We start from the raw sequence: 22,406 nt of genomic DNA, 5'->3' as shown, positions 1-22,406 counted from the left end.
CATGGCGCTTGCGTCCGCTAGCATCGCAGCAAGCCGCCATGCGGCGCGCCCCTCGATCAAACAGAAATAGAAAAGGCAGGAGAGCCATATGTACAACAAGAAGTTCTGGAAACAGGTGCTGATCGCGCTGGCGCTGTTCCTGGCTGGCTGGTTCACATTCGGCAGCGCGCAGGCGCAGGGCAAGCCGGAGAAGAGCAAGGTCACCATCGCCGTGGGGGGCAAGAACCTGTTCTACTACCTGCCGCTGACGATCGCCGAGCGCCTGGGCTACTTCAAGGAAGAAGGGCTCGATGTCGAGATTGTCGACTTTGCCGGTGGCGCCAAGGCGCTCCAGGCCGTGGTTGGCGGCAGTGCCGACGTGGTGTCGGGCGCGTACGAACACACGATCAACCTGCAGGCCAAGGGCCAGCAGTACCAGGAGTTCGTGCTCCAGGGCCGCGCGCCGCAGATCGTGCTGGTGGTGTCGAACAAGACCATGCCGAACTTCAAGTCGATCGCCGACCTGAAGGGCAAGAAGATCGGTGTGACCGCGCCGGGTTCGTCGACCAACATGATGGCTAACTTCGTGCTGGCCAAGGCCGGGCTGAAGCCGTCCGACGTGTCGTTCATCGGTGTGGGCGCCAGCGCCGGCGCGGTAGCCGCGATGCGTTCGGGCCAGATCGACGCCATGGCCAACCTCGATCCGGTGATCTCGATGCTGACGCAAAAGAACGAGGTCAAGATCGCCTCGGACACGCGCACGATCAAGGAAACGCAGACCGTGTTCGGCGGCAATATGCCGTCGGGATGCCTCTATGCGTCGGTGTCGTTCATCCAGCAGAACCCGAATACCACCCAGGCAATGGCCAACGCCATGGTGCGCGCGCTGAAGTGGCTGCAGAAGGCTGGCCCGTCGGACATCGTCAAGACCGTGCCGGAAAGCTACCTGCTGGGCGACCGCGCGCTGTACCTGGCCGCGTGGGACAAGGTCAAGGAAGCGATTTCGCCGGACGGCATGATGCCGACCGATGGCCCGCACACGGCACTGAACACGCTGCAGCAGTTCGATCCGGAGCTCAAGGGCAAGGCGATCAAGCTCGAGAACACGTTCACGAACAACTTCGTGCAGAAGGCCAACGCCAAGTACAAGTAAGACAAGTCAGTATCCGATCCGGCTCCTTCAAGGAGCCGACTCCCAGTCGCCCGCCGCGCGCCAGCCGTCCGGCGGGCGAAAGCTTCCCAGAGTCATGCCGTCATGAGCACGCCTGCACTTTCCCTCGAAAACGTGACCTGTACCTTCGTCTCGCGCGAAGACCGCGCGCAGCGCTATACCGCTGTGCGCGACGTCACGCTATCCATCCAGCCCGGCGAGTTTGTCTCTGTCGTGGGCCCCACCGGCTGCGGCAAATCAACGCTGCTGAATGTATCGGCCGGCCTGCTCGAACCCTCGACCGGGACCGTGCGCGTCTTTGGCGAGCCGCTCAAGGGCATCAATGCGCGTGCCGGCTACATGTTCCAGGCCGAAGCGCTGATGCCGTGGCGCAGCGCGCTCGACAACGTGATCGCCGGCCTGGAGTTCCGCGGAGTGCCGCGCGATGAAGCGGTGAAGCAGGGCGAGGAATGGCTGCGGCGCGTGGGGCTGGGCGGGTTTGGTGATCGCTATCCGCACCAGCTATCTGGCGGCATGCGCAAGCGCGTGAGCCTGGCGCAGACGCTGGTGATGGACCCGGACATCATCCTGATGGACGAGCCGTTCTCGGCGCTGGACATCCAGACGCGTCAGCTCATGGAGAACGAGGTGCTCGACCTGTGGGCGGCCAAGCGCAAGGCCGTGCTGTTCATTACGCACGACCTTGACGAGGCCATCGCGATGAGTGACCGCGTGGTGGTGCTGTCCGCTGGGCCGGGCACGCACCCGATCGGCGAGTTCTCCATCGACCTGCCGCGGCCGCGCGATGTGGCCGAGATCCGCAACCATCCGCGCTTCGTGGAACTGCACGCCGCCATCTGGGACGTGCTGCGCGAAGAAGTGCTCAAGGGCTACGCGCAGCAGCGCAAGGCGGCCTGAGTTTTCCCGATCGGACAACAATCGAACATGGCTTTTCGTCCCGACTCAAAAGGTATGCTGCGCGTCTGGCAGCTTCTGCTTCTTGCGGTGGTACTGATCGTGTGGCACATGGCCACGCGTTCCCAGCAAGTGGCGTTCTTCTTTGGTGAACCGCTGATTGTGGCGCAGCGCATCTGGAGCTGGTTCATCGTCGAGCGTGATATCTACCTGCACCTGGGCGTCACGCTGCTCGAAACGGTGCTGGCATTCGGCATTGGTACCGTGTCCGGGCTGGGCGTGGGCCTGTGGCTGGCGCTGAGCCCGTTCACTTCGGCGGTGCTCGATCCCTACGTCAAGGCTGCCAACTCGATGCCACGCGTGATCCTGGCGCCGATTTTCGCGGTCTGGTTCGGTCTCGGCATCTGGTCGAAGGTGGCGCTGGCGGTGACGTTGGTGTTCTTCATCGTCTTTTTCAACGTCTATCAGGGTGTCAAGGAAGTGAGCCCGGTGGTATTGGCCAACGCGCGCATGCTCGGCGCCAACAAGCGGCAACTGCTGCGCCATGTCTATCTGCCGAGTGCCACGAGTTGGGTGTTCTCCTCGCTGCATACCTCGGTGGGCCTGGCGTTTGTCGGGGCGGTGGTGGGCGAATACCTGGGGTCGGCGCGTGGCGTTGGCTACCTGATCCTGCAGGCTGAAGGCACCTTCGACATCAACACGGTGTTCGCGGGCATCGTGGTGCTGACCGCGTTCGCGCTGGTGCTCGACTGGATGGTGACGGTGGGAGAGAAGCGCCTGATGCGGTGGCAGCCGAAGTCGGGGGAGACGGAGAAGCTCTGACGCTTGAAGCTGCGGTCTGATTTCGCCCCTCTCCCGCTCGCGGGAGAGGGGGCAAACAAAAGTCCGACTCAAGGCGTGATGACGATCTTCCCGGTCACCTTGCGGGCTTCCATGTCCTTGAGCGCCTGCGGCGCCTGCTCCAGCGGATACCGCGCCGAGATATGCGGGCGGATCTTGCCTTCCTTCATCCAGCCGAGCATCTGGGCCATGTTGGCCTGGTTGGCCTTCGGTTCGCGGCGCGCGAACTCACCCCAGAACACGCCCACCAGCGACGCGCCCTTGAGCAGCGCCAGGTTCAGCGGTATCTTGGGGATTTCGCCGTTGGCGAAACCCACCACCAGATAGCGGCCGCGCCAGGCGATCGAGCGGAACGCCGGTTCTGCATAGACGCCGCCCACCGGGTCATAGATGACATCCGGGCCCTTGCCGTCGGTCAGCGCCTTGACGCGCTCGCGCAGGTCCTCGGTGCTGTAGTTGATCAGCGCATCCGCGCCGTGTTCCTTGCAGACTGCCAGCTTTTCATCGGTGGAAGCCGCGGCGATCACACGCGCGCCGATGGCCTTGCCGATCTCGATGGCTGCCAGGCCCACGCCACCGGCCGCGCCCAGCACCAGCATCGTTTCACCGGCCTTGAGCTCACCACGGTCCACCACGGCATGGTGGGATGTGCCGTAGGTCAGCGTGAACGCCGCCGCCACGTCGAAGTCGATGCCCGGAGGCATCGGCACCACGGCCTTGGCGGGCGCCTTGGCCTGGCTGGCGAACGCGCCGTTGCCGAGGTAGGCGATGACCTTGTCGCGGGGCTTGACGTGCGTGACCCCCGCGCCAACGGCATTGACCACGCCGGCCAGCTCGGAGCCCGGCGAGAACGGCAGCTCCGGCTTGGCCTGGTACTTGTTCTGAATGATCAGGACATCGGGAAAGTTGACGCCGGCTGCCTTGACGTCGATGACGACCTCGCCGTCGCCCGGCACGAGATCGGGCAGCGTTTCCAGGGTCAGGGAGTCGGGCGGGCCCCAGGCTTTGCACAGTACGGCTTTCATTGTGTCTCCAGTTGGAATGGGGCATGCGCGGGGGTACGCATGCGCTGCGGCCAAGTGTAGCGCAGGAAAAGCACGGTCGTTCTGTTCGAAAAATCGCTGCATGACGTCCATTCGGGCGCCGCATGTCCGGGCGCACGATGACGCTCCCGCGCCGCTTTGCTCGGGTACAATCGCGGCCATGCATATCCTCCTCGCCAACGATGACGGCTACCTCGCGCCGGGACTCGCCGTCCTCCACGCCGCGCTCGCCCCCTTGGCGCGCGTGACCGTGATCGCACCCGAACAGAACCATAGCGGGGCATCGAATTCGCTGACGTTGCAGCGGCCGCTGTCTGTCTACGAAGCGCGGGAGGGCGTGCAGAAGGGTTTTCGCTTCATCAATGGCACGCCGACCGATTGCGTGCACGTGGCGCTGACTGGCCTGCTCGATGATATGCCCGATCTGGTGGTCTCCGGGATCAACCAGGGGCAGAACATGGGCGAGGACGTCCTGTACTCGGGCACGGTGGCCGCAGCCATCGAGGGCTATCTGTTCGGGATTCCGTCGATCGCGTTCTCGCAGGTCAATCACGGCTGGGAGCATCTGGACGCCGCGGCGCGCGTGGCGCGCGAGATCGTCGAGCATGTGATAGCCCGCCCGCCGACGGAGCCGCTGCTGCTCAACGTCAATATCCCGAACCTGCCGTACGAACATATCCGCGGGCACCGCGCCACGCGTCTCGGCAAGCGGCATCCGTCACAACCGGTGGTGGTGCAGGTGAATCCGCGCGGGGAAACCAATTACTGGATCGGGCCGGCTGGCGACGCGCGCGACGCGAGCGAAGGCACCGATTTTCACGCGACCGCCAATGGCTACGTCTCGCTGACTCCGTTGCAGCTGGACCTGACTCATCGCGGCCAGCTCGAAAAAATCGAACAGTGGCTGGGGTGAGCGTGTCATCGCCACGCTGCCTTCAGTCGTTCACACCGAATCCCCGCGCCTGCCTGCGCGTATCCGTCAGATTGCCGTACCAGTTCAAATGAGTTCCACGCCGCGCCGATCCCGCTTTCCACTTCCGCTCGATGCGGTGGTTGAGCGCAAGCCCGCGCCAGCACGAACCGCCGGAATGCCTGCGGTCGGCAAGCGCGCGGCATCCCCGGCGCCGGCATCGACGGCCGTCAAGCCGCGCAAGCCGGCGGCTCCACCGGTTGCACCGCCGCCGCCGGGCAGTGCCGTGGAAGCTCGGGCGTCCGCAGCGGTGGCTGGCGGGGGTGGGATGGCATCGGATCGGGCTCGGGCGGCATTGGCAGCCCGCCTGCGCGCCGGCGGCATTCGCGACGAGCGGGTGCTTGGCGCCATTGCCACGGTGCCGCGCCACCTGTTCATGGAGCCGGGCCTGGCTTCCCAGGCGTACGAAGACGCCGCGTTGCCGATTGGACATCAGCAAACCATTTCGAAGCCGTCCGTGGTGGCGCGCATGATTGAGTTGCTGCGCGAAGGGATGCCATCCGATCACGCGCTGGCGCGCGTGCTGGAGATCGGCACCGGCTGCGGTTATCAGGCGGCCGTGCTGAGTCTGGTGGCGCAGGAAGTGTTCTCCATAGAGCGGATTCGTCCGCTGCACGAACAAGCCAAGGCGAACCTGCGGCCGTTACGCGTGCCAAACATCCGGTTGCATTACGGCGACGGGATGCTTGGCCTGCCGCAGGCCGCGCCGTTTTCGTCGATCATCCTGGCCGCCGCTGGCATGGAGGTTCCGCAGGCGTTGCTGGAACAACTGGCCATCGGCGGGCGGCTGATCGCCCCGGTGGTCGCGCCCAGCTCTGGCGCGCCCGGGCAGACCGTGACGCAGCAGTTGCTGCTGATCGAGCGCCTCAACCGGCATCGTTTTCACAGAACTGCGCTTGAAGCGGTTTTCTTTGTGCCCTTAAAATCGGGCACCATCTGAGTCGAACTATGCACAACATCGTGAAATCGGATTCTTTCGCGCGAGTCGGACAACGTTTAAGCGTCGTGGCGATCGCGGCCGTCCTGGCCGCCTGCGCCAACTCCCCCATGCCCGCCCCTGTGGTGGATCGCACCTCCACGGCCGGCGCCCAGCAGGCAGCCTCCACCGAGCCGGCGCCGCCCGGATACTATCGGGTCAAGCGAGGCGATACGCTTTACCGTATCGCGCTCGAAAATGGCCAGTCGTATCGGGATGTGGCGAGCTGGAACAATATGGCCAATGCGAACCAGATAGAGGTTGGCCAACTGTTGCGCGTGGTGCCGCCGGGTGCCGACGTGAACGCCGCGCCTGGCGTGGCAACCGCCCCGGTGGCGTCGGGTGTCGTCCAGTCCCAGCCGATCGATTCATCCCGTCCGGTAGGCGCGCCTGTCGGCGCGACGACCAGCACGCCAGCCGCTGTAGCGGCGGCGCCTGCATCGGCCGCGGCAGCCCCGGCAGCAACGCCTTCGGCATCGGCTTCCGCGCCGGCGTCCGATATTCGCCTGGCTTGGCCGGCCAGCGGCCAATTGATCGGTAAATTTGACGAGAAGAGCAACAAAGGCATTGATATTGCGGGTAAAAAGGGCGATGCAGTCCTGGCCGCCGATGAGGGGCGAGTGATTCACGTTGGCCCCTTGCGCGGCTACGGGAATCTTGTCATCATCAAACACAATGACACGTACTTGACGGCCTACGGGCACAACGACAAGGTGCTGGTCACAGAGCAATCTACGGTCCGCAAGGGCCAAAAGATTGCCGAAATGGGTAACAGTGATTCTGACAGGGTCAAGCTGCACTTCGAGGTCCGCAAAAACGGGAAACCGGTCGATCCGATGCGGTATCTGCCGCCACAGTGAGGTTTCATGCCACGCCAGAAAACTGTCTCATCCGGAGTTGTCAGCAGGACCCGTCGTCCCAAGCAGCCGGAAGGAAAGGCTGGAGTGGCAAGACCTGACGGCGGGATCGACACGGAAATGTTCGGCGACGATCCGGCCGCCGAACTGGTACCCGTCGCCGACGAACCGATCGCGCCAGTTTCGCGCGTCGGCCTGCGCAACACGGACTTGAATGCGGACGACGCCGATCACGATGACGGCGACGAGGAAGAATCCGAAGAGGATGAGGAAGAGGGCAGCAGTGAGACCACTGCCGAGCCCGATGACTTCCGTACCGTGTTGCACACGGAACTCGCCGCCGACACGGTCCAGCATTATCTCAATCGCATCAGCATCAAGCCGCTGCTCTCCGCGCCGGAGGAACTCCATTTCTCCACGCTGGCCAAGGGCGGTGACTTTTCCGCGCGTCAGGTGATGATCGAGCGCAATCTGCGTCTCGTGGTCAGCATCGCCAAGGGCTATCTGAATCGGGGCGTGCCGCTGCTTGACTTGATCGAGGAAGGCAACCTGGGCCTGATGCACGCGATCGAGAAATTCGATCCTTCGCGCGGATTCCGCTTTTCGACGTATGCGACCTGGTGGATTCGCCAGAGCATCGAGCGCGCGATCATGAACCAGGCACGCACCGTGCGCTTGCCTGTGCACGTGATTCGCGAACTCAACCAGGTACTGCGCGCCAAGCGCCATCTTGAAAAAGGTGGCACCGATGGCCGCGACGCCAGCCTCGAGGACATCGCTCACCTGCTCGGCAAGACGCCGGACGAGGTGCAGGACGTGCTGGCACTCAATGAACATACCACCTCGCTCGACACGCCGTTCGACCTCGACCCGGGCTCCAGCCTGCTCGATTTCCTTTCCGACGAGCATAACGCCGCACCCGATCAGGAAGTGGCCCACCGCGAGCTGGAAAACCTGATGAAACTCTGGCTGGCGCGCCTGTCGGAGAAGCATCGCTATGTGGTGGAGCGCCGTTTCGGCCTCAATCACATCGAGCCGGCCACGCTCGAGGAGCTGGCCGAGGAAATGGGTCTCACGCGCGAGCGCGTGCGTCAGATCCAGCAGGAAGCGCTGGTCAAGCTCAAACGGCATTTCGCTTCGCAAGGTGTACGCAAGGACGCCGTTCTATGACCCCTGTGCTGGTATTCGACATCGAGACAATTCCCGATGTCGACGGCCTGCGCCGTTTGCATGACCATCCCGCATCGATGAGCGACGCCGAAGTCGCCGAGCATGCGTTTGCCGCCCGCCGGGAGAAGACCGGTTCCGACTTCCTGCCGCACTACCTGCAACGCGTGGCCGCCATTTCGTGCGTGCTGCGCCGGACGCAACGCGACGGATCGGCGGTGTTTCATGTCGGCTCGCTGGGCACGCTCGAGGATGGCGAGGCAACGCTGATCCAGAAGTTCTACGAATTGATTGCGCGCTATAGCCCGCAACTCGTGTCCTGGAATGGTGGCGGCTTCGATCTGCCCGTGCTGCACTACCGTGGCCTGGTTCACGGCGTCTCTGCGCCGCGCTATTGGGAAATGGGCGAGGGCCGCGACGACGATAGCCGCGACTTCAAGTGGAACAACTACATTAGCCGCTATCACATGCGGCACCTCGACCTGATGGACCTGCTGGCGATGTACCAGCCGCGCGCGAGCGCGCCACTCGACGATCTGGCGAAGCTGTGTGGATTCCCCGGGAAGATGGGGATGGACGGCAGCAAGGTCTGGGAAGCCTATCAGGCGGGGAAGCTGAAAGAGATCCGCGACTACTGCGAGACCGATGTCGTCAACACGTACCTGATGTACTGCCGCTTTCAACTCATGCGCGGTGGCCTGACGCCGCGCGAGTTCGATATGGAGGTGGCACTGACCCAGGAGACGCTGGCAGAGCTTCACGGGGAACAGTGGATGGAATACCTGCGGGCGTTCCGACTCCAGCCGATGAGCCCGGAGAGCGAGGACGACGACTGACCTACAGATCCGTCGTCAGGTGGATCGGTTGATGGTCCGATGCATCGGTGCGGTCGTTGACCTCGCACCGGCGCACATTCCCGAGCAGATCGTCCGTCACGAATACGAAGTCACAGGCGAAGGGTGGCTCCGGCCATTGTTCCTTGTCGAACAGCGCGCAGGTGGGCGCGTGCGGTTGTCCAGGATGCATGTGGATCCATGCGTCGTGCCAATCCGGCGTGACGCCGCCAAAGGTTTCGACCATGCGCAGATAGGCCCCATCTTCCGGCCGGCTGTTGAAGTCGCCGCACAGGATCGCCTCGCTCGGCCGGGGTTCCGGTGTGAACGGGCCCGGCCGGTTTTCCGATCGACCCGGGTGGCGCGCGTGGTCGCAAGCCTGCACATGCCAGTCGCGTAACGCTTCGGTCTGCGCCGCGCGCTGCGATGTCGAGTAATACTCCAGGTGCGTGCAGATGATGCGCAGCAGTCGACTGCCGGCCTGCACCGTGACTTCCAGTGCCACGCGGGGCATCGACGCGACATCGGGATCGGCGGGCCAGGGCAAGGCATGGCGGAAGATCTCGCGCACTGGCAGGCGAGTGGCGATTACGTTACCGAATTGGCGCGGGCTGCCGTCACGGTGGGTGCGGTCGACGCCGGGGGCGAAGATTACCTGGTAGTCCGGCAGCAGGGCGGAGAGTTCGGCCACCTGATCGGGGCCGGGGTGGCCGGCAAGGTCGCTGAAGCCGCGCGTGATTTCCTGCAGGCAGAGCACGTCGGCATCGGCCATTCCACGCAGGGTGTCGACGATGCGGGCGAGATCGACCTTGCCGTCGGCCCCGCGGCCCCACTGGATATTCCACGAAATCAGTTCCATAGCCTGCCCCCTTCGATGTCGGGCGCCGCGACTGGACTACAATCGCGCTTCTGCAAAACAATACGACAGGTCCCACTGGTGTCTCAAGCCGTGTCTTCCCAGCCCAATCCGACAAGCCACCCGGAAGCGGCATCTGCCGCTTCCGCCGCTTCCAATGATCCCGTCGTCAAGATCGACAGCCTCGACATGGAGGCGCGTGGCGTCGGCCGTCTGGAGAACGAGGACGGCACGCCAGGCAAGGTGATTTTCGTCGAGGGCGCGCTGCCCGGCGAGACGGTTGCGTATCGCAGCTATCGCCGCAAGCCTAGCTACGAACAGGCCCATCTCGTCGAGGTGAAGCAGGCCTCCGTCATGCGGGTGAAGCCGGGTTGCCAGCATTTTGGCGTGTGCGGCGGCTGCTCGATGCAGCACCTGGACTCGCGCGCGCAACTGGCAATCAAGCAGCGTGTGCTCGAAGACAATCTCTGGCACCTGTCGAAGGTGAAGCCCGACGTCGTGTTCCGCCCGATCGCGGGCCCGGATTGGGGCTATCGCTACCGCGCCCGTCTGACGGTGCGGCACGTTGTCAAGAAGGGTGGAGTACTGGTGGGCTTCCACGAGCGCAAGAGCAGCTATGTGGCGGACATGACGCACTGCGAGATCCTGCCGCCGCATGTGTCGGCAATGCTGGTGCCGCTGCGCGAATTGGTGGGCGGCCTGTCGATCCATGATCGGATGCCGCAGATCGAACTGGCCGTTGGTGCGGAGGTGACCGCACTTGTGTTGCGCGTCCTGGAGCCGCTCAACGACGCCGACAAGGACTTGCTGCGGGCCTTCGCCGATCAGCATCAGGTGCAGTTCTGGCTCCAGCCGAAGGGGCCGGACACGGTCTATCCGTTTTATCCGGCCGAGCAGGAGCTGGCCTATACACTGCCCGAGTTCGGCATCCGGATGCCGTTCAAGCCGACCGACTTCACGCAGGTCAATCACCAGATCAATCGCGTGCTGATTGGTCGCGCGCTACGTCTGCTGGATGCGAAGCCGACTGACCGCCTGCTCGACCTGTTCTGCGGCATCGGCAATTTCACGCTGCCGCTGGCGACGCAGGGTGCATCTGTCATGGGGATCGAGGGAAGCGAGGTGCTGACCACGCGTGCGCTGGCCAATGCCGAGTACAACGGGCTGGCAGCCAAGACGTCCTTCGCCTGCCGCAATCTGTTCGAGGTGACCGCCGAGGACATCGCAGCGCTGGGCCGCTTCGACCGCTGGCTGGTAGACCCGCCGCGCGAGGGTGCGCTGGCTGTCTGCAAGGCGCTTGCTGAACTGAGTCAGGCCGGTAGCGACGTGCTGCCGAAGCGTATCGTCTATGTGTCGTGCAGTCCGGCGACGCTGGCGCGTGACGCGGGCTTGCTGGTGCACGAGGCCGGCTACCGCCTGGCCGGCGCGGGCGTGGTCAATATGTTCCCGCATACGTCGCACGTGGAGTCGATCGCGGTGTTCGAGCGCGACTGAATCCACATGGCGCACCCATGAAAAAAACCGCCCGAGGGCGGCTTTTTTTCGTTGGCAGATGCAGGTCAGTCGCGGCTGCCGCCTGCGATGCCGAGCAGGGCCAGCAGGTTCACGAACACGTTGTACACGTCCAGGTAGATCGCGAGCGTGGCGGTCACGTAGTTGGTTTCGCCGCCATTCACCACGCGCTGCACGTCCACCAGGATGAACGCCGAGAAGATGCCGATGGCGATCACCGACAGCGTGATCATCAGCGCCGGCAGTTGCAGCCAGATGTTGGCCAGGCTGGCCAGGATCAGCAGGATCACGCCGACGAACAGGAACTTGGCCAAGCCGGAGAAATCACGCTTGCTCACGCTGGCAATGGTGGCCATCACGCCGAAAACCGCTGCGGTACCGCCAAAGGCGTACATGATCAGCGCGGGGCCGTTCGAGAACGACAGCGTGAAGCTGAGGATGCGTGCCAGCATCAGACCCATGAAGAAGGTGAAGGCCAGCAGCAGGACCACGCCCATGCCGCTGTTCTTGGTCTTCTCGATGGCGAACATGAAGCCGAAGGCGACCGCGAGGAACAGCACGGCCGACATCATCGGGCTGCCAGCGATCATCGCGGTGAAACCAGTGACCACGCCGATCCAGGCGCCGATCACGGTTGGAATCATCGAAATGGCCAGCAGCCAGTAAGTATTACGAAGGACCCGGTTGCGGACGGCTACATCAGTGACGCTCGCAGCACTATTGCCGAACCCATAGGTATTCAGCTTGTTGTTCATGGTGACTCCTGTCATCAGATATCAGTGAGGCGCCGGGGCAACCCGGCCAGCACAGCGCCAATGTGGCATCGCGCCCGCGGATTTGCAAGGGGGCTTTGTATGGACAATATCCCCGTTCAATAGTTGTTTTCCGAAAACGCAAACATTTGACGGGGTCCGCGCGCTTCCGTTCCCGTGATTCCTGGGCAATAAGTTACCTATAGATATCTTTTTGCTTGACGGTCTGCGGCGTTGGGCGCGCCCGGAAATGCATTGGCAGGCATGTTCGAAACCGTCATGCGGTCGTGCTAGAATTGCACGTTTAATCCATTTGTAACCCCTTCATTTTTCGGAGTTTTTCATGGCGATCGAACGCACCCTGTCGATTATCAAGCCGGATGCCGTGGCCAAGAACGTTATCGGCCAGATCTACGCCCGTTTCGAGGCCGCTGGCCTGAAAGTCGTTGCAGCCAAGATGGTTCACCTGTCGCGCGGTGAAGCCGAGCAGTTCTACGCTGTTCACAAGGCGCGCCCGTTCTTCAAGGACCTGGTGGACTTCATGGTTTCGGGCCCGGTCATGATCCAGGCTCTGGAAGGCGAAAGCGCTATCGCCAAGAACCGCGACCTGATGGGTGCCACCGACCCGAAGAAGGCTGAAAAGGGCACGATCCGCGCCGATTTTGCCGACAGCATCGACGCTAACGCCGTGCACGGTTCGGACGCTCCGGAAACGGCTGCCGTGGAAGTGGCTTTCTTCTTCCCGGGCATGAACGTTTACAGCCGCTGATTGTCTCTGACATCACGACTGAACCTGTAGTCAAGTTGGAACTGCCGTCATGAATAATCTCGTCAACCTGCTCGATCTCGACGCGGACGCGCTCACTGCCTATTGCGGCGAGCTCGGCGAGAAGCCATTCCGTGCGCGGCAGTTGCAGCGCTGGATCCACCAGTTTGGAGCCAGCCACTTCGACGCCATGACGGATCTCGCCAAATCGCTGCGCGAAAAGCTCGCGACGCGTGCCGAGATTCGCTCGCCCGCTGCCATTTCGGACCATACGTCGTCCGATGGCACGCGCAAATGGCTGCTCGATGTGGGGGCCGGCAACGCGGTGGAGACGGTGTATATCCCCGAGGACACGCGCGGCACGCTGTGTGTGTCGTCGCAGGCGGGGTGCGCCGTCAATTGCCGATTCTGTTCGACCGGCAAGCAAGGTTTTTCGCGCAATCTCTCCACCGGCGAGATTATCGGCCAGCTCTGGATGGCCGAGTTCGCGATGCGTGCCCAGCTGGGTCGCGGCCCCAAGGACGAGCGTGTCATCTCCAATGTGGTGATGATGGGCATGGGCGAGCCGCTGCTCAACTATGACGCGGTCGTGCCGGCCATGCGGCTGATGCTCGATGATAATGCGTACGGCCTGTCGCGTCGGCGCGTGACGTTGTCCACGTCCGGCGTAGTGCCGATGATGGACCGTCTGTCGAAGGACTTGCCCGTGGCGCTGGCGGTTTCGCTGCACGCCTCGAACGATGCGCTGCGCGACGTGCTCGTGCCGCTCAACCGCAAGTACCCGCTGGCGGAGCTGATGGCGGCTTGTCGCCGCTACCTGGAATTCGCTCCGCGCGACTTCATTACTTTCGAATACTGCATGCTCGATGGCGTCAACGATGGCGTCGAACATGCGCGTGAACTGCTGAAGCTTGTGGCCGACGTGCCTTGCAAGTTCAACCTGATTCCGTTCAACCCGTTCCCGGAATCGGGGCTGAAGCGCTCGAACAACGAGCAGATTCGCCGCTTCGCCCAGGTACTGATGGATGCGGGGATTGTCACGACGATCCGCAAAACACGTGGCGACGACATCGACGCCGCGTGTGGCCAGCTTGCTGGCGAAGTCATGGATCGTACCCGTCTGGCCGAGCGCGGCAAGTTCGGCAAGATCACGCCACTGGTGCCGGTGGCTGACGCCGGCGCCCCCCGGGAGGCCCGTCCTGCATGACCCGTCTGATCGTTGCTGCCCTGTTCGGGCTGATGCTGTCCGCCTGTTCGTTGCCGCCTGCACCCGCCCAGGACATCAAGACCGCTTCCGATCAGACTCCGGCCGACAAGCGCGCCAGTATCAGGCTGCGCCTGGCCACGCAGTACCTCGAGGCGCGCCAGTATTCGGTGGCGCTTGACGAGGTCAAGCAGGCCATCAATATCGATCCGACGCTGGTCGACGCCTATCACGTTCGGGCGCTGGTCTACATGGGCATGAACGAGACCGCCCTGGCCGAAGACAGTTTCCGCACCGCGCTGAGCATGCGTGACAGCGACCCGGACGTGTTGAACAACTACGGCTGGTTCCTGTGCCAGAACAACCGCTACGCAGAGGCGAAGGCCATGCTGCAGCGCGCGGTGCAGGCGCCGTCCATGAATGGCCCCGTCAAGCCGCTGACGAACTTGGGCGCCTGCGAGATGCGCAATGGCGACCTGATTTCGGCGCAGAAGAGTCTCCAGACGGCCTATGGCTACGACCGCAATGATCCGGCGTTGCTGACGAACCTCGCGCAGCTCAGTTTCCAACGCGGGGAGATGCCGCAGGCCAAGGACTACGTTGGCCGCGTCAACAGCAGCCGCTTTGCCAGCGCGCAATCCCTCTGGCTGGGTGCGCGCATCGCCCGCCGACAGGGCGATACCGAAACACAGAACGCACTCACGGCACAACTGCGCAGCCGGTTCCCCGACTCGCGCGAGTTGACCGCATACGAGAGAGGAGCTTGGGATGAGTGAACAAGAGCGCGCCGACAGCCAGGCCGCGACGACGGGTCACGTCGGCGGTGGCGCGACAGACTCCGACCGCGAGGCTGTTGCCCGCGAGATCGGGGCGAAATTGAAAGACGCTCGCGAGGCGCAGCGGCTTTCTCTGGAAGATGTCAGTGCACGACTGAAGGTGGCAGCGTCGAAGCTCGTCGCCATTGAGTCGGGCAATGTATCGAGCCTGCCCGATGTGACGTTCGCGAAGGGTGTGATGCGTGCTTACGCGCGGACGCTCCAGGTGAATATCGACGGGTTGCTGGGGCGCTATCACGCGCAGGCTCAGGCCACGCCGGTTACCGGGATTACGCAGCGTCATGAGGGCGCACTCAATCAGGCTTTCGACGATCGCAAGCGCTTCGGTTCGAAGGGTACTGGCGGTGGTGCCGGTGGGCGCTGGGTCTGGCTGGTTTGCGTGCTGGCCTTGATCGGCGTTGGCGGATATTTCGGCTTTGATCATGCCAAGGCGTGGGTCGAGGCCCGCAGCAAGGCCGCGGCCGAGGCGCCCAAACCGGCTGTTGCCGAGGAGCGGGCCCAGGAGCAGAGCAATAACGATGGCACGGTGAGCGCAGCGTTGCCGCCGGTGATGACCGGCAACGACTCGCCAGCACCGTCCGAGACTGCGTCGGCATCGGCCGCGCAGTCCGTGGCCGTCACGCCGGCCCCGGCTACCATGTCGGCGGGTTTGCCGATGGTCACGGGTGGAGAGGCTCCCGCCGAGGCGGCAAAGACGCCAGCCGCTACGCCGCCTGCCACGGTTCCCGCTGCGCAGGGCGACAGTGCGGGTGCTGTGCAGATCCGTTTCTCGGCCGATAGCTGGTATGAAGTACGAGACCGCACCGGCAAGGTCATTCTTGGCGGTACCGCCAAGGCTGGCGATACCGTGTCGGGTGGTGGCGCGGGTGGGCCCTACAAGATCATTCTCGGGAATGTGAAGGGCGTTGAGTCGCTGACGCACAATGGTGCAGCAGTGAACTTCCAGGCGTCCAACCGGAATAATGTGGCCCGCCTGACCCTGCAGTAATGCGCTGCGGGTGGCGCGGCCAGCCATGCAAGAAAAGGTGGTAATGCAATGAACCAGAACGCTTTCCAGCCCGTGATCCCGGGCCCGCTGCCGCGTCGCGTTTCGCGCCAGGCCAGTGTTGTGTGGGGCGACAACATCGTGACGATCGGCGGCGGCGCGCCAGTGCGCGTGCAGTCGATGACCAACACCGATACGGTGGATGCCATCGGCACCGCAATCCAGATCAAGGAACTGGCACGCGCCGGTTCGGAGATTGTCCGTATCACGGTGAATACGCCGGAAGCCGCCGCGGCCGTGCCGGCGATTCGCGAACAACTCGACCGTATGGGCGTGGATGTGCCGCTGGTGGGCGACTTCCACTACAACGGCCATACGCTGCTGCATGACTACCCCGAGTGCGCGCAGGCGCTCTCGAAGTACCGGATCAACCCCGGCAATGTCGGCAAGGGTGCCAAGCGCGACAAGCAGTTCGCCGAGATGATCGAGATGGCGTGCCGCTACAACAAACCGGTGCGTATCGGCGTGAACTGGGGCAGCCTGGATCAGGATTTGCTGGCACGCATCATGGACGAAAACGCCCAGCGCGCCGAGCCGTGGCCCGCGCAAAGCGTGATGGTAGAGGCGCTGATTACGTCGGCGATCGAGTCGGCCCAGAAGGCTGAAGAGATCGGTTTGCCGGCCAATCAGATCATTCTGTCGTGCAAGGTATCGCAGGTGCAGGAACTGGTCGCGGTATACCGCGAGCTGGCGCGCCGCTGCGACTATGCGCTGCATCTGGGTCTGACTGAAGCCGGCATGGGCAGCAAGGGTATCGTTGCGTCGACGGCTGCGCTATCGGTGCTGCTGCAGGAAGGTATCGGCGACACGATCCGGATCTCGCTGACGCCGGAACCCGGCGCGCCGCGCGAGAAGGAAGTCTACGTCGGCCAGGAAATCCTGCAGACGATGGGGCTGCGCAACTTCACGCCGATGGTGATCGCGTGCCCGGGATGCGGTCGCACCACCAGCACAACGTTCCAGGAGCTGGCAGCAAGCATCCAGTCGTATCTGCGCGAGCAGATGCCGGTCTGGAAGACGGCCTACCCGGGCGTGGAAGAAATGGATGTGGCAGTGATGGGCTGCATCGTCAACGGCCCTGGCGAAAGCAAGCACGCCAACATCGGTATTTCGCTGCCGGGTTCGGGCGAATCGCCTGCGGCGCCGGTGTTCGTGGACGGCGTCAAGGTGAAGACCCTGCGCGGCGAGAACATCGCGCAGGAGTTCCAGGCGATCGTCGACGAGTATGTACGTTCGCACTACGGTCCGGACGCGAAACAGGCTTCACAAGAAGCGGTGGCCTGATCGATTCGGCGCCATCGCGCAAGGATCGGGCATCACCGTAACAACAAATCAGACATGAGCGAAGACAAGACGAAGGCCGTCAAGGCACTGCAGGGCGTGAAGGGCATGAACGACATGCTGCCCACTGACGCCCCGCTGTGGGATATGTTCGAAAGCGCGGCGCGCAGCATGTTGCGCGCCTATGGCTACCAGCAGATCCGCACGCCGATCGTCGAGCATACCCAGCTGTTCGTGCGCGGTATCGGCGAGGTCACCGACATCGTCGAGAAGGAGATGTACTCCTTCACCGATTCCCTGAACGGCGAGAATCTGACGCTGCGTCCGGAGGGCACTGCTGCGGCCGTGCGTTCGACGATCGAGCATAACCTGCTGTATGACGGCCCCAAGCGCCTCTGGTACATCGGCCCGATGTTCCGTCACGAACGCCCGCAGCGTGGTCGCTATCGTCAGTTCCACCAGCTCGGCGCGGAAGCGCTCGGCTTTGCCGGCCCGGACGTCGACGCGGAAATCATCCTGATGTGCCAGCGCCTGTGGGACGACCTCGGGCTGACCAACGTCCGTCTCGAACTGAACTCGCTGGGCCAGGCGCATGAGCGCGCCGCGCATCGCGAGCAGCTCATCAAGTACCTGGAAGGCTTCCAGGACATCCTCGATGAGGACAGCAAGCGTCGTCTGTACACGAACCCGCTGCGGGTGCTGGACACGAAGAATCCGGCGCTGCAGGAGATGGCCGCCAATGCACCGAAGCTGATCGACTTCCTCGGGGAGGAGTCGCTCGCTCACTTCGAGGGCGTTCAGAGGATCCTGCTGGCCAACAATATTCCGTTCAAGATCAACCCGCGTCTGGTGCGCGGCCTGGACTACTACAACCTGACCGTGTTCGAGTGGATCACGGACAAGCTGGGTGCCCAGGGCACGATCGCCGGCGGTGGCCGTTATGACCCGCTGATCCAGCAGATGGGTGGCAAGCCTGCGCCGGCCTGCGGCTGGGCAATGGGCATCGAGCGGATCATCGAACTGATCCGCGAAGAGAACCTGGTGCCGGATACGCAGGGCTGTGACGTCTACATGGTTCACCAGGGTGAATTGGCGAACCAGCAGGCAATGATCGCTGCCGAACGCCTGCGTGACGCCGGGCTGGACGTGGTCCTCCATGCCACGCCGGACGGCAAGAGCGGGAGCTTCAAGTCGCAGATGAAGCGTGCCGATGCAAGTGGCGCATCCTTTGCAGTTATCATTGGCGACGACGAAATCGCCGCGGGCACGGTGCAGGTCAAGCAACTGCGCGGCGGCAATGTGGCCGAAGGTGGCCAGCAAACCACTGTGCCGGCCGAGCAGGTTGTCGAATTCATCATCGACGCGATGGTCGATGAGATCGAAGGCGACGACGAGCAATAATCTGCCGTTCCCTATCGCAGCACCCGGTCGTTGTCCCTGACGGCGGCCGGTTATATTCAACCTAAGCAGATAACTGCCTCGACATGGCTTACGATCTAGAAGAACAGGAACAGCTTGAGAGTCTCAAGGCCTGGTGGAAACAGTATGGCAACGCTGTCACCTGGGCGTTGATTGTCATCTTGCTCGGGTTGGCTGCCTGGAGTGGTTGGGGTTACTGGCAGCGCGTGCAGGCGCGCGATGCGTCGCTGCTGTATGAGCAGGTCACCAAGGCTGCGGAAAGCCGCGACGCCGACCGCGTGAAGCGCGCCGCTACCGACCTCGAAGAGAAGTTTGGTCGTACCGCCTATGGACCGATGAGCGCGTTGGTCGCGGCCAAGGTGCTGTACGAAGCCGGTGATCTGGCTGGCGCCAAGACCCAGCTCCAGTGGGCAATCGACCATGGCGGTGACGACTACGCGCCGCTGGCCCGTGTGCGCATGGCTGGCGTGCTGCTGGACGAGAAGGCCTATGACCAGGGTCTGGCGCTGCTCAAGGACGAGCCGGCCGCACCTTACGCTGCGCTGTTCGCAGACCGTCGTGGCGATCTGCTGGCCGCCCAGGACAAGCGCGAGGAAGCGCGTACCGCCTATCGCAGCGCGCTCGACAAGCTCGGCAGCGGTGAGGCGGCCATGCGCCAGATCATCCAGTTCAAACTCGATGCGCTGGGCGCGGCCTGAGCGGCCCCAGTTCCTTACTAAGGATTGCACCGTATGACGTCATTGCTTCGCGTAGCCGCCACCCGCACGATCGTTGCCGGCACCTGTCTCGGCCTGCTGGCAGGCTGCTCGTTGTTCAGCAAGGAAAACAAGCATCCGCCCACGGAGCTGAAGCCGATTGCGGCGACGCTGTCGGTCAAGCAGGCCTGGAAGGCCGACGTGGGCAAGGGTGGCCCGTACGTGATGTCGCCGGTGGCGTCGGGCAATACGGTTTATGTGTCGTCGAACGGCGGCACCGTGCTGGCGCTCGATGGCGCAACCGGCCAGACGCGCTGGAAGGCGAAGACCGATCTGGACTTGACGTCCGGCCCCGGCACCGACGGTACGGTGACGGCCGTGGCGGGTGAAAAGGGCGCGATCTACGCGTTCGACACCAGCGGCAAGCAGATCTGGAAGAAACAGGTCAATGGTGAGGTGCTGTCGGCCCCGCTGGTTGGCAACGGTCTCGTGATCGTTCGTACCACCGATACGCGCCTGATCGGCATGGATGCCACGACGGGCGAGCGACGCTGGATCTATCAGCGCACGCAGACCCCGCTGAACCTGCGTGCGGCCATGGGCATGGTGTTTGCCGGCGACGGCATCGTCACCGGCTTCCCGGGCGGCAAGCTCGGCGTGCTCGCCCCGGGCAATGGCGCGCTGCGGTGGGAAAGCACCGTGTCGTACCCAAAGGGCGTCTCGGAGATCGAGCGTCTGAATGATGTGACCGGCGTGCCGGCCGTCAATGGCCGCCAGGTGTGCGCGACGACGTTCCAGGGGCGCGTGTCGTGCCTGGAGCTCGCCAACGGCCAGCCGCAATGGGGCAAGGATTTCTCGTCGCCAAGCGGGCTGGCACAGGACGATACTTCGCTGTATGCCAGCGACGAGACGTCGGCGGTGTACGCGTTCGATCGCCAGAACGGCAATGAACGCTGGAAGAACACTGAACTGCGGTACCGTAGTCTCGGTGCGCCCGTGGCCGTGGGCCGCTCGGTGGTGGTGGGCGACTTCGAGGGCTTCGTCCACTTCCTGTCGCGCGAAGACGGCAAGATCCTGGCCCGTATGAAGACCGACGGCAGCGCGGTTACCGCGGCGCCGGTCATGGCCGGTCAGACCCTGGTGGTCCAGACCCGCGATGGCGATATTTACGGCTTCGTGCCGGACTGATCGCCAGCGCACGTAACGCACCCAACGCCGCCCGTGCCCCTGTCGCACGGGCGGCGCCAATCCGGTAGCATGATCCCTGGTCGTGCCAAAAACTGCGGAATCGGGCCCAAGGCTCCGGTTCCGCCGACAGGAAAAGCGGCCAGACGTGCATAGGCACGATGGTTGTCGGATCAACATGACTCCGGAATAGCTGGGGGACGGCGCGAGCCGCCCCCTGTTTCCGTTTATTGAATGAAACCAGTTATCGCACTCGTCGGCCGTCCCAATGTAGGGAAGTCGACGCTATTCAATCGCATGACCCGCTCGCGCGACGCGCTCGTCGCCGATTTGCCGGGCCTGACACGGGACCGCCATTACGGCGAGGGCCGTATCGGCGATCGCCCCTTCATCGTGATCGATACCGGGGGCTTCGAGCCGGTGGCCAAGGAAGGCATCGTGGCCGAAATGGCCAAGCAGACGCGCCAGGCCGTGGTGGAAGCGGATGTCGTCATCTTTCTCGTCGATGGTCGCCTGGGGCTGGCGCCGCAGGACCGTGTCATCGCGGACTACCTCCGCAAGACAGGTCGCCGCGTGATGCTGGCGATCAACAAGGCCGAGGGCATGAAGTACACCTCGGTGGCCGCGGATTTCTATGAACTGGGCATGGGTGATCCGTACGCGATCTCGTCGACGCATGGCGACGGCGTGCGCGAACTGGTCGATGAAGCCCTCGACCTGGCCGTTCAGGAGCGTCCGGAACTGGCAGATCAGGAAGATGCCGGCCAGCACGGCGTCAAGATCGCCATCGTTGGTCGCCCGAACGTCGGCAAGTCCACGCTCGTGAACACCCTGATCGGCGAAGAGCGCGTGATTGCCTTCGACATGCCGGGTACCACGCGCGACGCTATCTATGTGGAGTTCGAGCGTGGCGGCAAGCCTTACACGCTGATTGACACGGCTGGCCTGCGCAAGCGCGGCAAGGTGTTCGAAGCGATTGAGAAGTTCTCGGTGGTCAAGACGCTGCAGTCGATCGCGGACGCCAATGTGGTGGTGCTGCTGCTCGATGCCCAGCAGGATATCTCCGAGCAGGACGCGCATATCGCCGGGTTCATCGTGGAGTCGGGCAGGGCGTTGGTGGTAGGCGTGAACAAGTGGGACGGCCTGGACGGCCATCAGCGCGACCGGGTCAAGCACGACCTGGAGCGCAAGTTGCAGTTCCTGAGTTTCGCGAACATCCACTTCGTATCCGCCCGCGAGCGCACCGGCATTGGCGCGCTTTTGCGCTCGGTGGACGACGCGTACGCCGCTGCGATGATCAAGCTTCCGACGCCGCAGATCACGCGGGTGCTCCAGGAAGCGGTGGAGTTCCAGCAGCCGAAGCGCGTGGGCGTGTCCCGCCCGAAACTGCGCTACGCGCACCAGGGTGGATCGAATCCGCCGATCATCGTTGTGCACGGGAACGCGCTGTCCGGCGTGACCGACGCGTACCGGCGCTACCTCGAGAACCGCTTCCGCACGGCGTTCAAACTCAAGGGAACACCGCTTCGGATCGAATTTCGTACGAACAAAAACCCGTACGCCGAATCGAAGGATTGACCAGGAAAAGGGACAGGTTTTGCCGCCAAGTTTCGTTTGCGTTCGTTTGGAACTGCGGCTAAATTCACGGTAGCGGGGAAACCCTGCTCGTAGATGCCAGCCTGGTACCGTTTTTGATCTTTTTTTGGCGCATCTTGCGCCAACTGGCTTGAACCGGGGATTTTCGTCCCCATGATCCATCACTAAATCTATAAATTTGGAGTGTGCCATGAGCAACAAAGGGCAATTGCTACAAGACCCGTTTCTGAATGCGCTGCGCAAAGAGCACGTGCCAGTTTCCATCTACCTCGTCAATGGCATCAAGCTGCAAGGCAATATCGAGTCGTTCGACCAGTACGTCGTCCTGCTGCGCAACACTGTGACGCAGATGGTTTACAAGCATGCGATTTCCACTGTCGTGCCGGCGCGCGCCGTCAATTTCCGTGTGGATGATTCTTCCGAGAGCTGATTTTTCCTCTCCCATGGGCGGCCGCATCTCCGTGCGGCCGTCGCATCGCGTGCCTCGGCTTGTCAGCCGTCTTTTCCGCCCGGAACGGGCGAACCCTTC

22 protein-coding genes are annotated in these 22,406 nt (G+C 63.3%); 19 read left to right on the top strand and 3 right to left on the bottom strand.

Features of this window, described 5'->3' with window-relative positions; genetic code table 11:
- Window positions 1-88 precede the first annotated feature (88 nt).
- The 3 genes from RMET_RS10625 to RMET_RS10615 all read left to right on the top strand — a co-directional run bounded on the left by RMET_RS10625 (window position 89) and on the right by RMET_RS10615 (window position 2,866).
- On the top strand, window positions 89-1,132 hold the full coding sequence (locus tag RMET_RS10625) for an ABC transporter substrate-binding protein (protein WP_011516835.1): 1,044 nt from the start codon (window positions 89-91) through the stop codon (window positions 1,130-1,132).
- A 102-nt stretch (window positions 1,133-1,234) separates the two neighbouring features.
- Window positions 1,235-2,047, top strand: coding sequence for an ABC transporter ATP-binding protein (locus RMET_RS10620; RefSeq protein WP_011516834.1), 813 nt, complete (start codon window positions 1,235-1,237; stop codon window positions 2,045-2,047).
- A 27-nt stretch (window positions 2,048-2,074) separates the two neighbouring features.
- On the top strand, window positions 2,075-2,866 hold the full coding sequence (locus RMET_RS10615; RefSeq protein ID WP_011516833.1) for an ABC transporter permease: 792 nt from the start codon (window positions 2,075-2,077) through the stop codon (window positions 2,864-2,866).
- Between the two features lie 68 nt (window positions 2,867-2,934).
- Here the strand turns inward: RMET_RS10615 and RMET_RS10610 are convergent, their stop codons facing one another.
- Window positions 2,935-3,909: an NADPH:quinone oxidoreductase family protein gene (locus RMET_RS10610; RefSeq protein ID WP_029309763.1), complete on the bottom strand. Its 975-nt coding sequence runs from the start codon at window positions 3,907-3,909 to the stop codon at window positions 2,935-2,937.
- A gap of 178 nt (window positions 3,910-4,087) precedes the next feature.
- Here RMET_RS10610 and surE point away from each other — a divergent pair, with 178 nt between their 5' ends.
- The 5 genes from surE (at window position 4,088) to RMET_RS10585 (ending at window position 8,733) form a co-directional block, all read left to right on the top strand.
- Entirely contained in the window at window positions 4,088-4,840 is a 753-nt protein-coding gene (surE, locus tag RMET_RS10605) for a 5'/3'-nucleotidase SurE (protein ID WP_011516831.1), read from the top strand.
- An 88-nt stretch (window positions 4,841-4,928) separates the two neighbouring features.
- Window positions 4,929-5,837, top strand: coding sequence for a protein-L-isoaspartate(D-aspartate) O-methyltransferase (locus RMET_RS10600; protein WP_011516830.1), 909 nt, complete (start codon window positions 4,929-4,931; stop codon window positions 5,835-5,837).
- An 8-nt stretch (window positions 5,838-5,845) separates the two neighbouring features.
- Window positions 5,846-6,733 carry a peptidoglycan DD-metalloendopeptidase family protein gene (locus RMET_RS10595; RefSeq protein WP_011516829.1) on the top strand — a complete coding sequence of 296 codons (888 nt, stop codon included), beginning with the start codon at window positions 5,846-5,848 and terminating at the stop codon, window positions 6,731-6,733.
- A gap of 6 nt (window positions 6,734-6,739) precedes the next feature.
- Window positions 6,740-7,900 carry an RNA polymerase sigma factor RpoS gene (rpoS, locus tag RMET_RS10590; protein WP_011516828.1) on the top strand — a complete coding sequence of 387 codons (1,161 nt, stop codon included), beginning with the start codon at window positions 6,740-6,742 and terminating at the stop codon, window positions 7,898-7,900.
- Window positions 7,897-8,733, top strand: a complete 837-nt coding sequence (locus RMET_RS10585; protein WP_011516827.1) for a 3'-5' exonuclease — start codon at window positions 7,897-7,899, stop codon at window positions 8,731-8,733. Before rpoS ends, RMET_RS10585 begins: the two co-directional genes overlap by 4 nt.
- A gap of 1 nt (window position 8,734) precedes the next feature.
- On the opposite strand, the gene RMET_RS10580 is transcribed toward RMET_RS10585, so the two are convergent.
- Entirely contained in the window at window positions 8,735-9,589 is an 855-nt protein-coding gene (locus RMET_RS10580) for an endonuclease/exonuclease/phosphatase family protein (protein WP_011516826.1), read from the bottom strand.
- Between the two features lie 15 nt (window positions 9,590-9,604).
- On the opposite strand from RMET_RS10580, the gene rlmD reads away from it, so the two are divergent.
- Window positions 9,605-11,080 carry a 23S rRNA (uracil(1939)-C(5))-methyltransferase RlmD gene (gene rlmD, locus RMET_RS10575; RefSeq protein WP_011516825.1) on the top strand — a complete coding sequence of 492 codons (1,476 nt, stop codon included), beginning with the start codon at window positions 9,605-9,607 and terminating at the stop codon, window positions 11,078-11,080.
- Window positions 11,081-11,145: 65 nt separating this feature from the next.
- Here the strand turns inward: rlmD and RMET_RS10570 are convergent, their stop codons facing one another.
- A complete protein-coding gene (locus RMET_RS10570) occupies window positions 11,146-11,853 on the bottom strand; it encodes a Bax inhibitor-1/YccA family protein (protein WP_011516824.1) in 708 nt (235 codons plus the stop codon).
- Between the two features lie 340 nt (window positions 11,854-12,193).
- On the opposite strand from RMET_RS10570, the gene ndk reads away from it, so the two are divergent.
- The 10 genes from ndk (at window position 12,194) to hfq (ending at window position 22,307) form a co-directional block, all read left to right on the top strand.
- Entirely contained in the window at window positions 12,194-12,619 is a 426-nt protein-coding gene (gene ndk, locus RMET_RS10565; protein ID WP_011516823.1) for a nucleoside-diphosphate kinase, read from the top strand.
- A gap of 49 nt (window positions 12,620-12,668) precedes the next feature.
- Window positions 12,669-13,823, top strand: coding sequence for a 23S rRNA (adenine(2503)-C(2))-methyltransferase RlmN (gene rlmN / locus RMET_RS10560; protein WP_011516822.1), 1,155 nt, complete (start codon window positions 12,669-12,671; stop codon window positions 13,821-13,823).
- Window positions 13,820-14,596 (top strand): type IV pilus biogenesis/stability protein PilW, encoded by a 777-nt coding sequence (pilW, locus tag RMET_RS10555; protein ID WP_011516821.1) that lies wholly within the window; start codon window positions 13,820-13,822, stop codon window positions 14,594-14,596. The genes rlmN and pilW overlap by 4 nt, the downstream gene beginning before the upstream one ends.
- Window positions 14,589-15,644, top strand: a complete 1,056-nt coding sequence (locus RMET_RS10550; RefSeq protein ID WP_011516820.1) for a RodZ domain-containing protein — start codon at window positions 14,589-14,591, stop codon at window positions 15,642-15,644. Before pilW ends, RMET_RS10550 begins: the two co-directional genes overlap by 8 nt.
- 48 nt (window positions 15,645-15,692) lie before the next feature.
- Window positions 15,693-16,985 carry a flavodoxin-dependent (E)-4-hydroxy-3-methylbut-2-enyl-diphosphate synthase gene (gene ispG, locus RMET_RS10545; RefSeq protein ID WP_011516819.1) on the top strand — a complete coding sequence of 431 codons (1,293 nt, stop codon included), beginning with the start codon at window positions 15,693-15,695 and terminating at the stop codon, window positions 16,983-16,985.
- 54 nt (window positions 16,986-17,039) lie between these two features.
- Entirely contained in the window at window positions 17,040-18,383 is a 1,344-nt protein-coding gene (hisS, locus tag RMET_RS10540; protein ID WP_011516818.1) for a histidine--tRNA ligase, read from the top strand.
- Between the two features lie 83 nt (window positions 18,384-18,466).
- A complete protein-coding gene (locus RMET_RS10535; RefSeq protein WP_011516817.1) occupies window positions 18,467-19,099 on the top strand; it encodes a YfgM family protein in 633 nt (210 codons plus the stop codon).
- A gap of 33 nt (window positions 19,100-19,132) precedes the next feature.
- Entirely contained in the window at window positions 19,133-20,284 is a 1,152-nt protein-coding gene (bamB, locus tag RMET_RS10530) for an outer membrane protein assembly factor BamB (protein ID WP_011516816.1), read from the top strand.
- Window positions 20,285-20,515: 231 nt separating this feature from the next.
- Window positions 20,516-21,859, top strand: coding sequence for a ribosome biogenesis GTPase Der (gene der, locus RMET_RS10525; RefSeq protein WP_011516815.1), 1,344 nt, complete (start codon window positions 20,516-20,518; stop codon window positions 21,857-21,859).
- Between the two features lie 208 nt (window positions 21,860-22,067).
- Complete coding sequence (hfq, locus tag RMET_RS10520) at window positions 22,068-22,307, top strand: RNA chaperone Hfq (protein WP_011516814.1); 240 nt, start codon at window positions 22,068-22,070, stop codon at window positions 22,305-22,307.
- Window positions 22,308-22,406: the final 99 nt, after the last annotated feature.

Origin of the sequence: Cupriavidus metallidurans CH34, from assembly GCF_000196015.1 — a bacterium.
Classification (GTDB): Bacteria; Pseudomonadota; Gammaproteobacteria; order Burkholderiales; family Burkholderiaceae; genus Cupriavidus; species Cupriavidus metallidurans.
Note: the sequence above shows the minus strand (reverse complement) of the source record. Positions and strands in the feature narration are given on the sequence as shown.

Bases quoted from the DNA above. Each gene is read 5' to 3' on its own strand.
- RMET_RS10625 (WP_011516835.1), top strand. From the start codon at position 89: ATGTACAACAAGAAGTTCTGGAAACAGGTGCTGATCGCGCTGGCGCTG.
- RMET_RS10620 (WP_011516834.1), top strand. From the start codon at position 1,235: ATGAGCACGCCTGCACTTTCCCTCGAAAACGTGACCTGTACCTTCGTC.
- RMET_RS10615 (WP_011516833.1), top strand. From the start codon at position 2,075: ATGGCTTTTCGTCCCGACTCAAAAGGTATGCTGCGCGTCTGGCAGCTT.
- RMET_RS10610 (WP_029309763.1), bottom strand. From the start codon at position 3,909: ATGAAAGCCGTACTGTGCAAAGCCTGGGGCCCGCCCGACTCCCTGACC.
- surE (WP_011516831.1), top strand. From the start codon at position 4,088: ATGCATATCCTCCTCGCCAACGATGACGGCTACCTCGCGCCGGGACTC.
- RMET_RS10600 (WP_011516830.1), top strand. From the start codon at position 4,929: ATGAGTTCCACGCCGCGCCGATCCCGCTTTCCACTTCCGCTCGATGCG.
- RMET_RS10595 (WP_011516829.1), top strand. From the start codon at position 5,846: ATGCACAACATCGTGAAATCGGATTCTTTCGCGCGAGTCGGACAACGT.
- rpoS (WP_011516828.1), top strand. From the start codon at position 6,740: ATGCCACGCCAGAAAACTGTCTCATCCGGAGTTGTCAGCAGGACCCGT.
- RMET_RS10585 (WP_011516827.1), top strand. From the start codon at position 7,897: ATGACCCCTGTGCTGGTATTCGACATCGAGACAATTCCCGATGTCGAC.
- RMET_RS10580 (WP_011516826.1), bottom strand. From the start codon at position 9,589: ATGGAACTGATTTCGTGGAATATCCAGTGGGGCCGCGGGGCCGACGGC.
- rlmD (WP_011516825.1), top strand. From the start codon at position 9,605: ATGTCGGGCGCCGCGACTGGACTACAATCGCGCTTCTGCAAAACAATA.
- RMET_RS10570 (WP_011516824.1), bottom strand. From the start codon at position 11,853: ATGAACAACAAGCTGAATACCTATGGGTTCGGCAATAGTGCTGCGAGC.
- ndk (WP_011516823.1), top strand. From the start codon at position 12,194: ATGGCGATCGAACGCACCCTGTCGATTATCAAGCCGGATGCCGTGGCC.
- rlmN (WP_011516822.1), top strand. From the start codon at position 12,669: ATGAATAATCTCGTCAACCTGCTCGATCTCGACGCGGACGCGCTCACT.
- pilW (WP_011516821.1), top strand. From the start codon at position 13,820: ATGACCCGTCTGATCGTTGCTGCCCTGTTCGGGCTGATGCTGTCCGCC.
- RMET_RS10550 (WP_011516820.1), top strand. From the start codon at position 14,589: ATGAGTGAACAAGAGCGCGCCGACAGCCAGGCCGCGACGACGGGTCAC.
- ispG (WP_011516819.1), top strand. From the start codon at position 15,693: ATGAACCAGAACGCTTTCCAGCCCGTGATCCCGGGCCCGCTGCCGCGT.
- hisS (WP_011516818.1), top strand. From the start codon at position 17,040: ATGAGCGAAGACAAGACGAAGGCCGTCAAGGCACTGCAGGGCGTGAAG.
- RMET_RS10535 (WP_011516817.1), top strand. From the start codon at position 18,467: ATGGCTTACGATCTAGAAGAACAGGAACAGCTTGAGAGTCTCAAGGCC.
- bamB (WP_011516816.1), top strand. From the start codon at position 19,133: ATGACGTCATTGCTTCGCGTAGCCGCCACCCGCACGATCGTTGCCGGC.
- der (WP_011516815.1), top strand. From the start codon at position 20,516: ATGAAACCAGTTATCGCACTCGTCGGCCGTCCCAATGTAGGGAAGTCG.
- hfq (WP_011516814.1), top strand. From the start codon at position 22,068: ATGAGCAACAAAGGGCAATTGCTACAAGACCCGTTTCTGAATGCGCTG.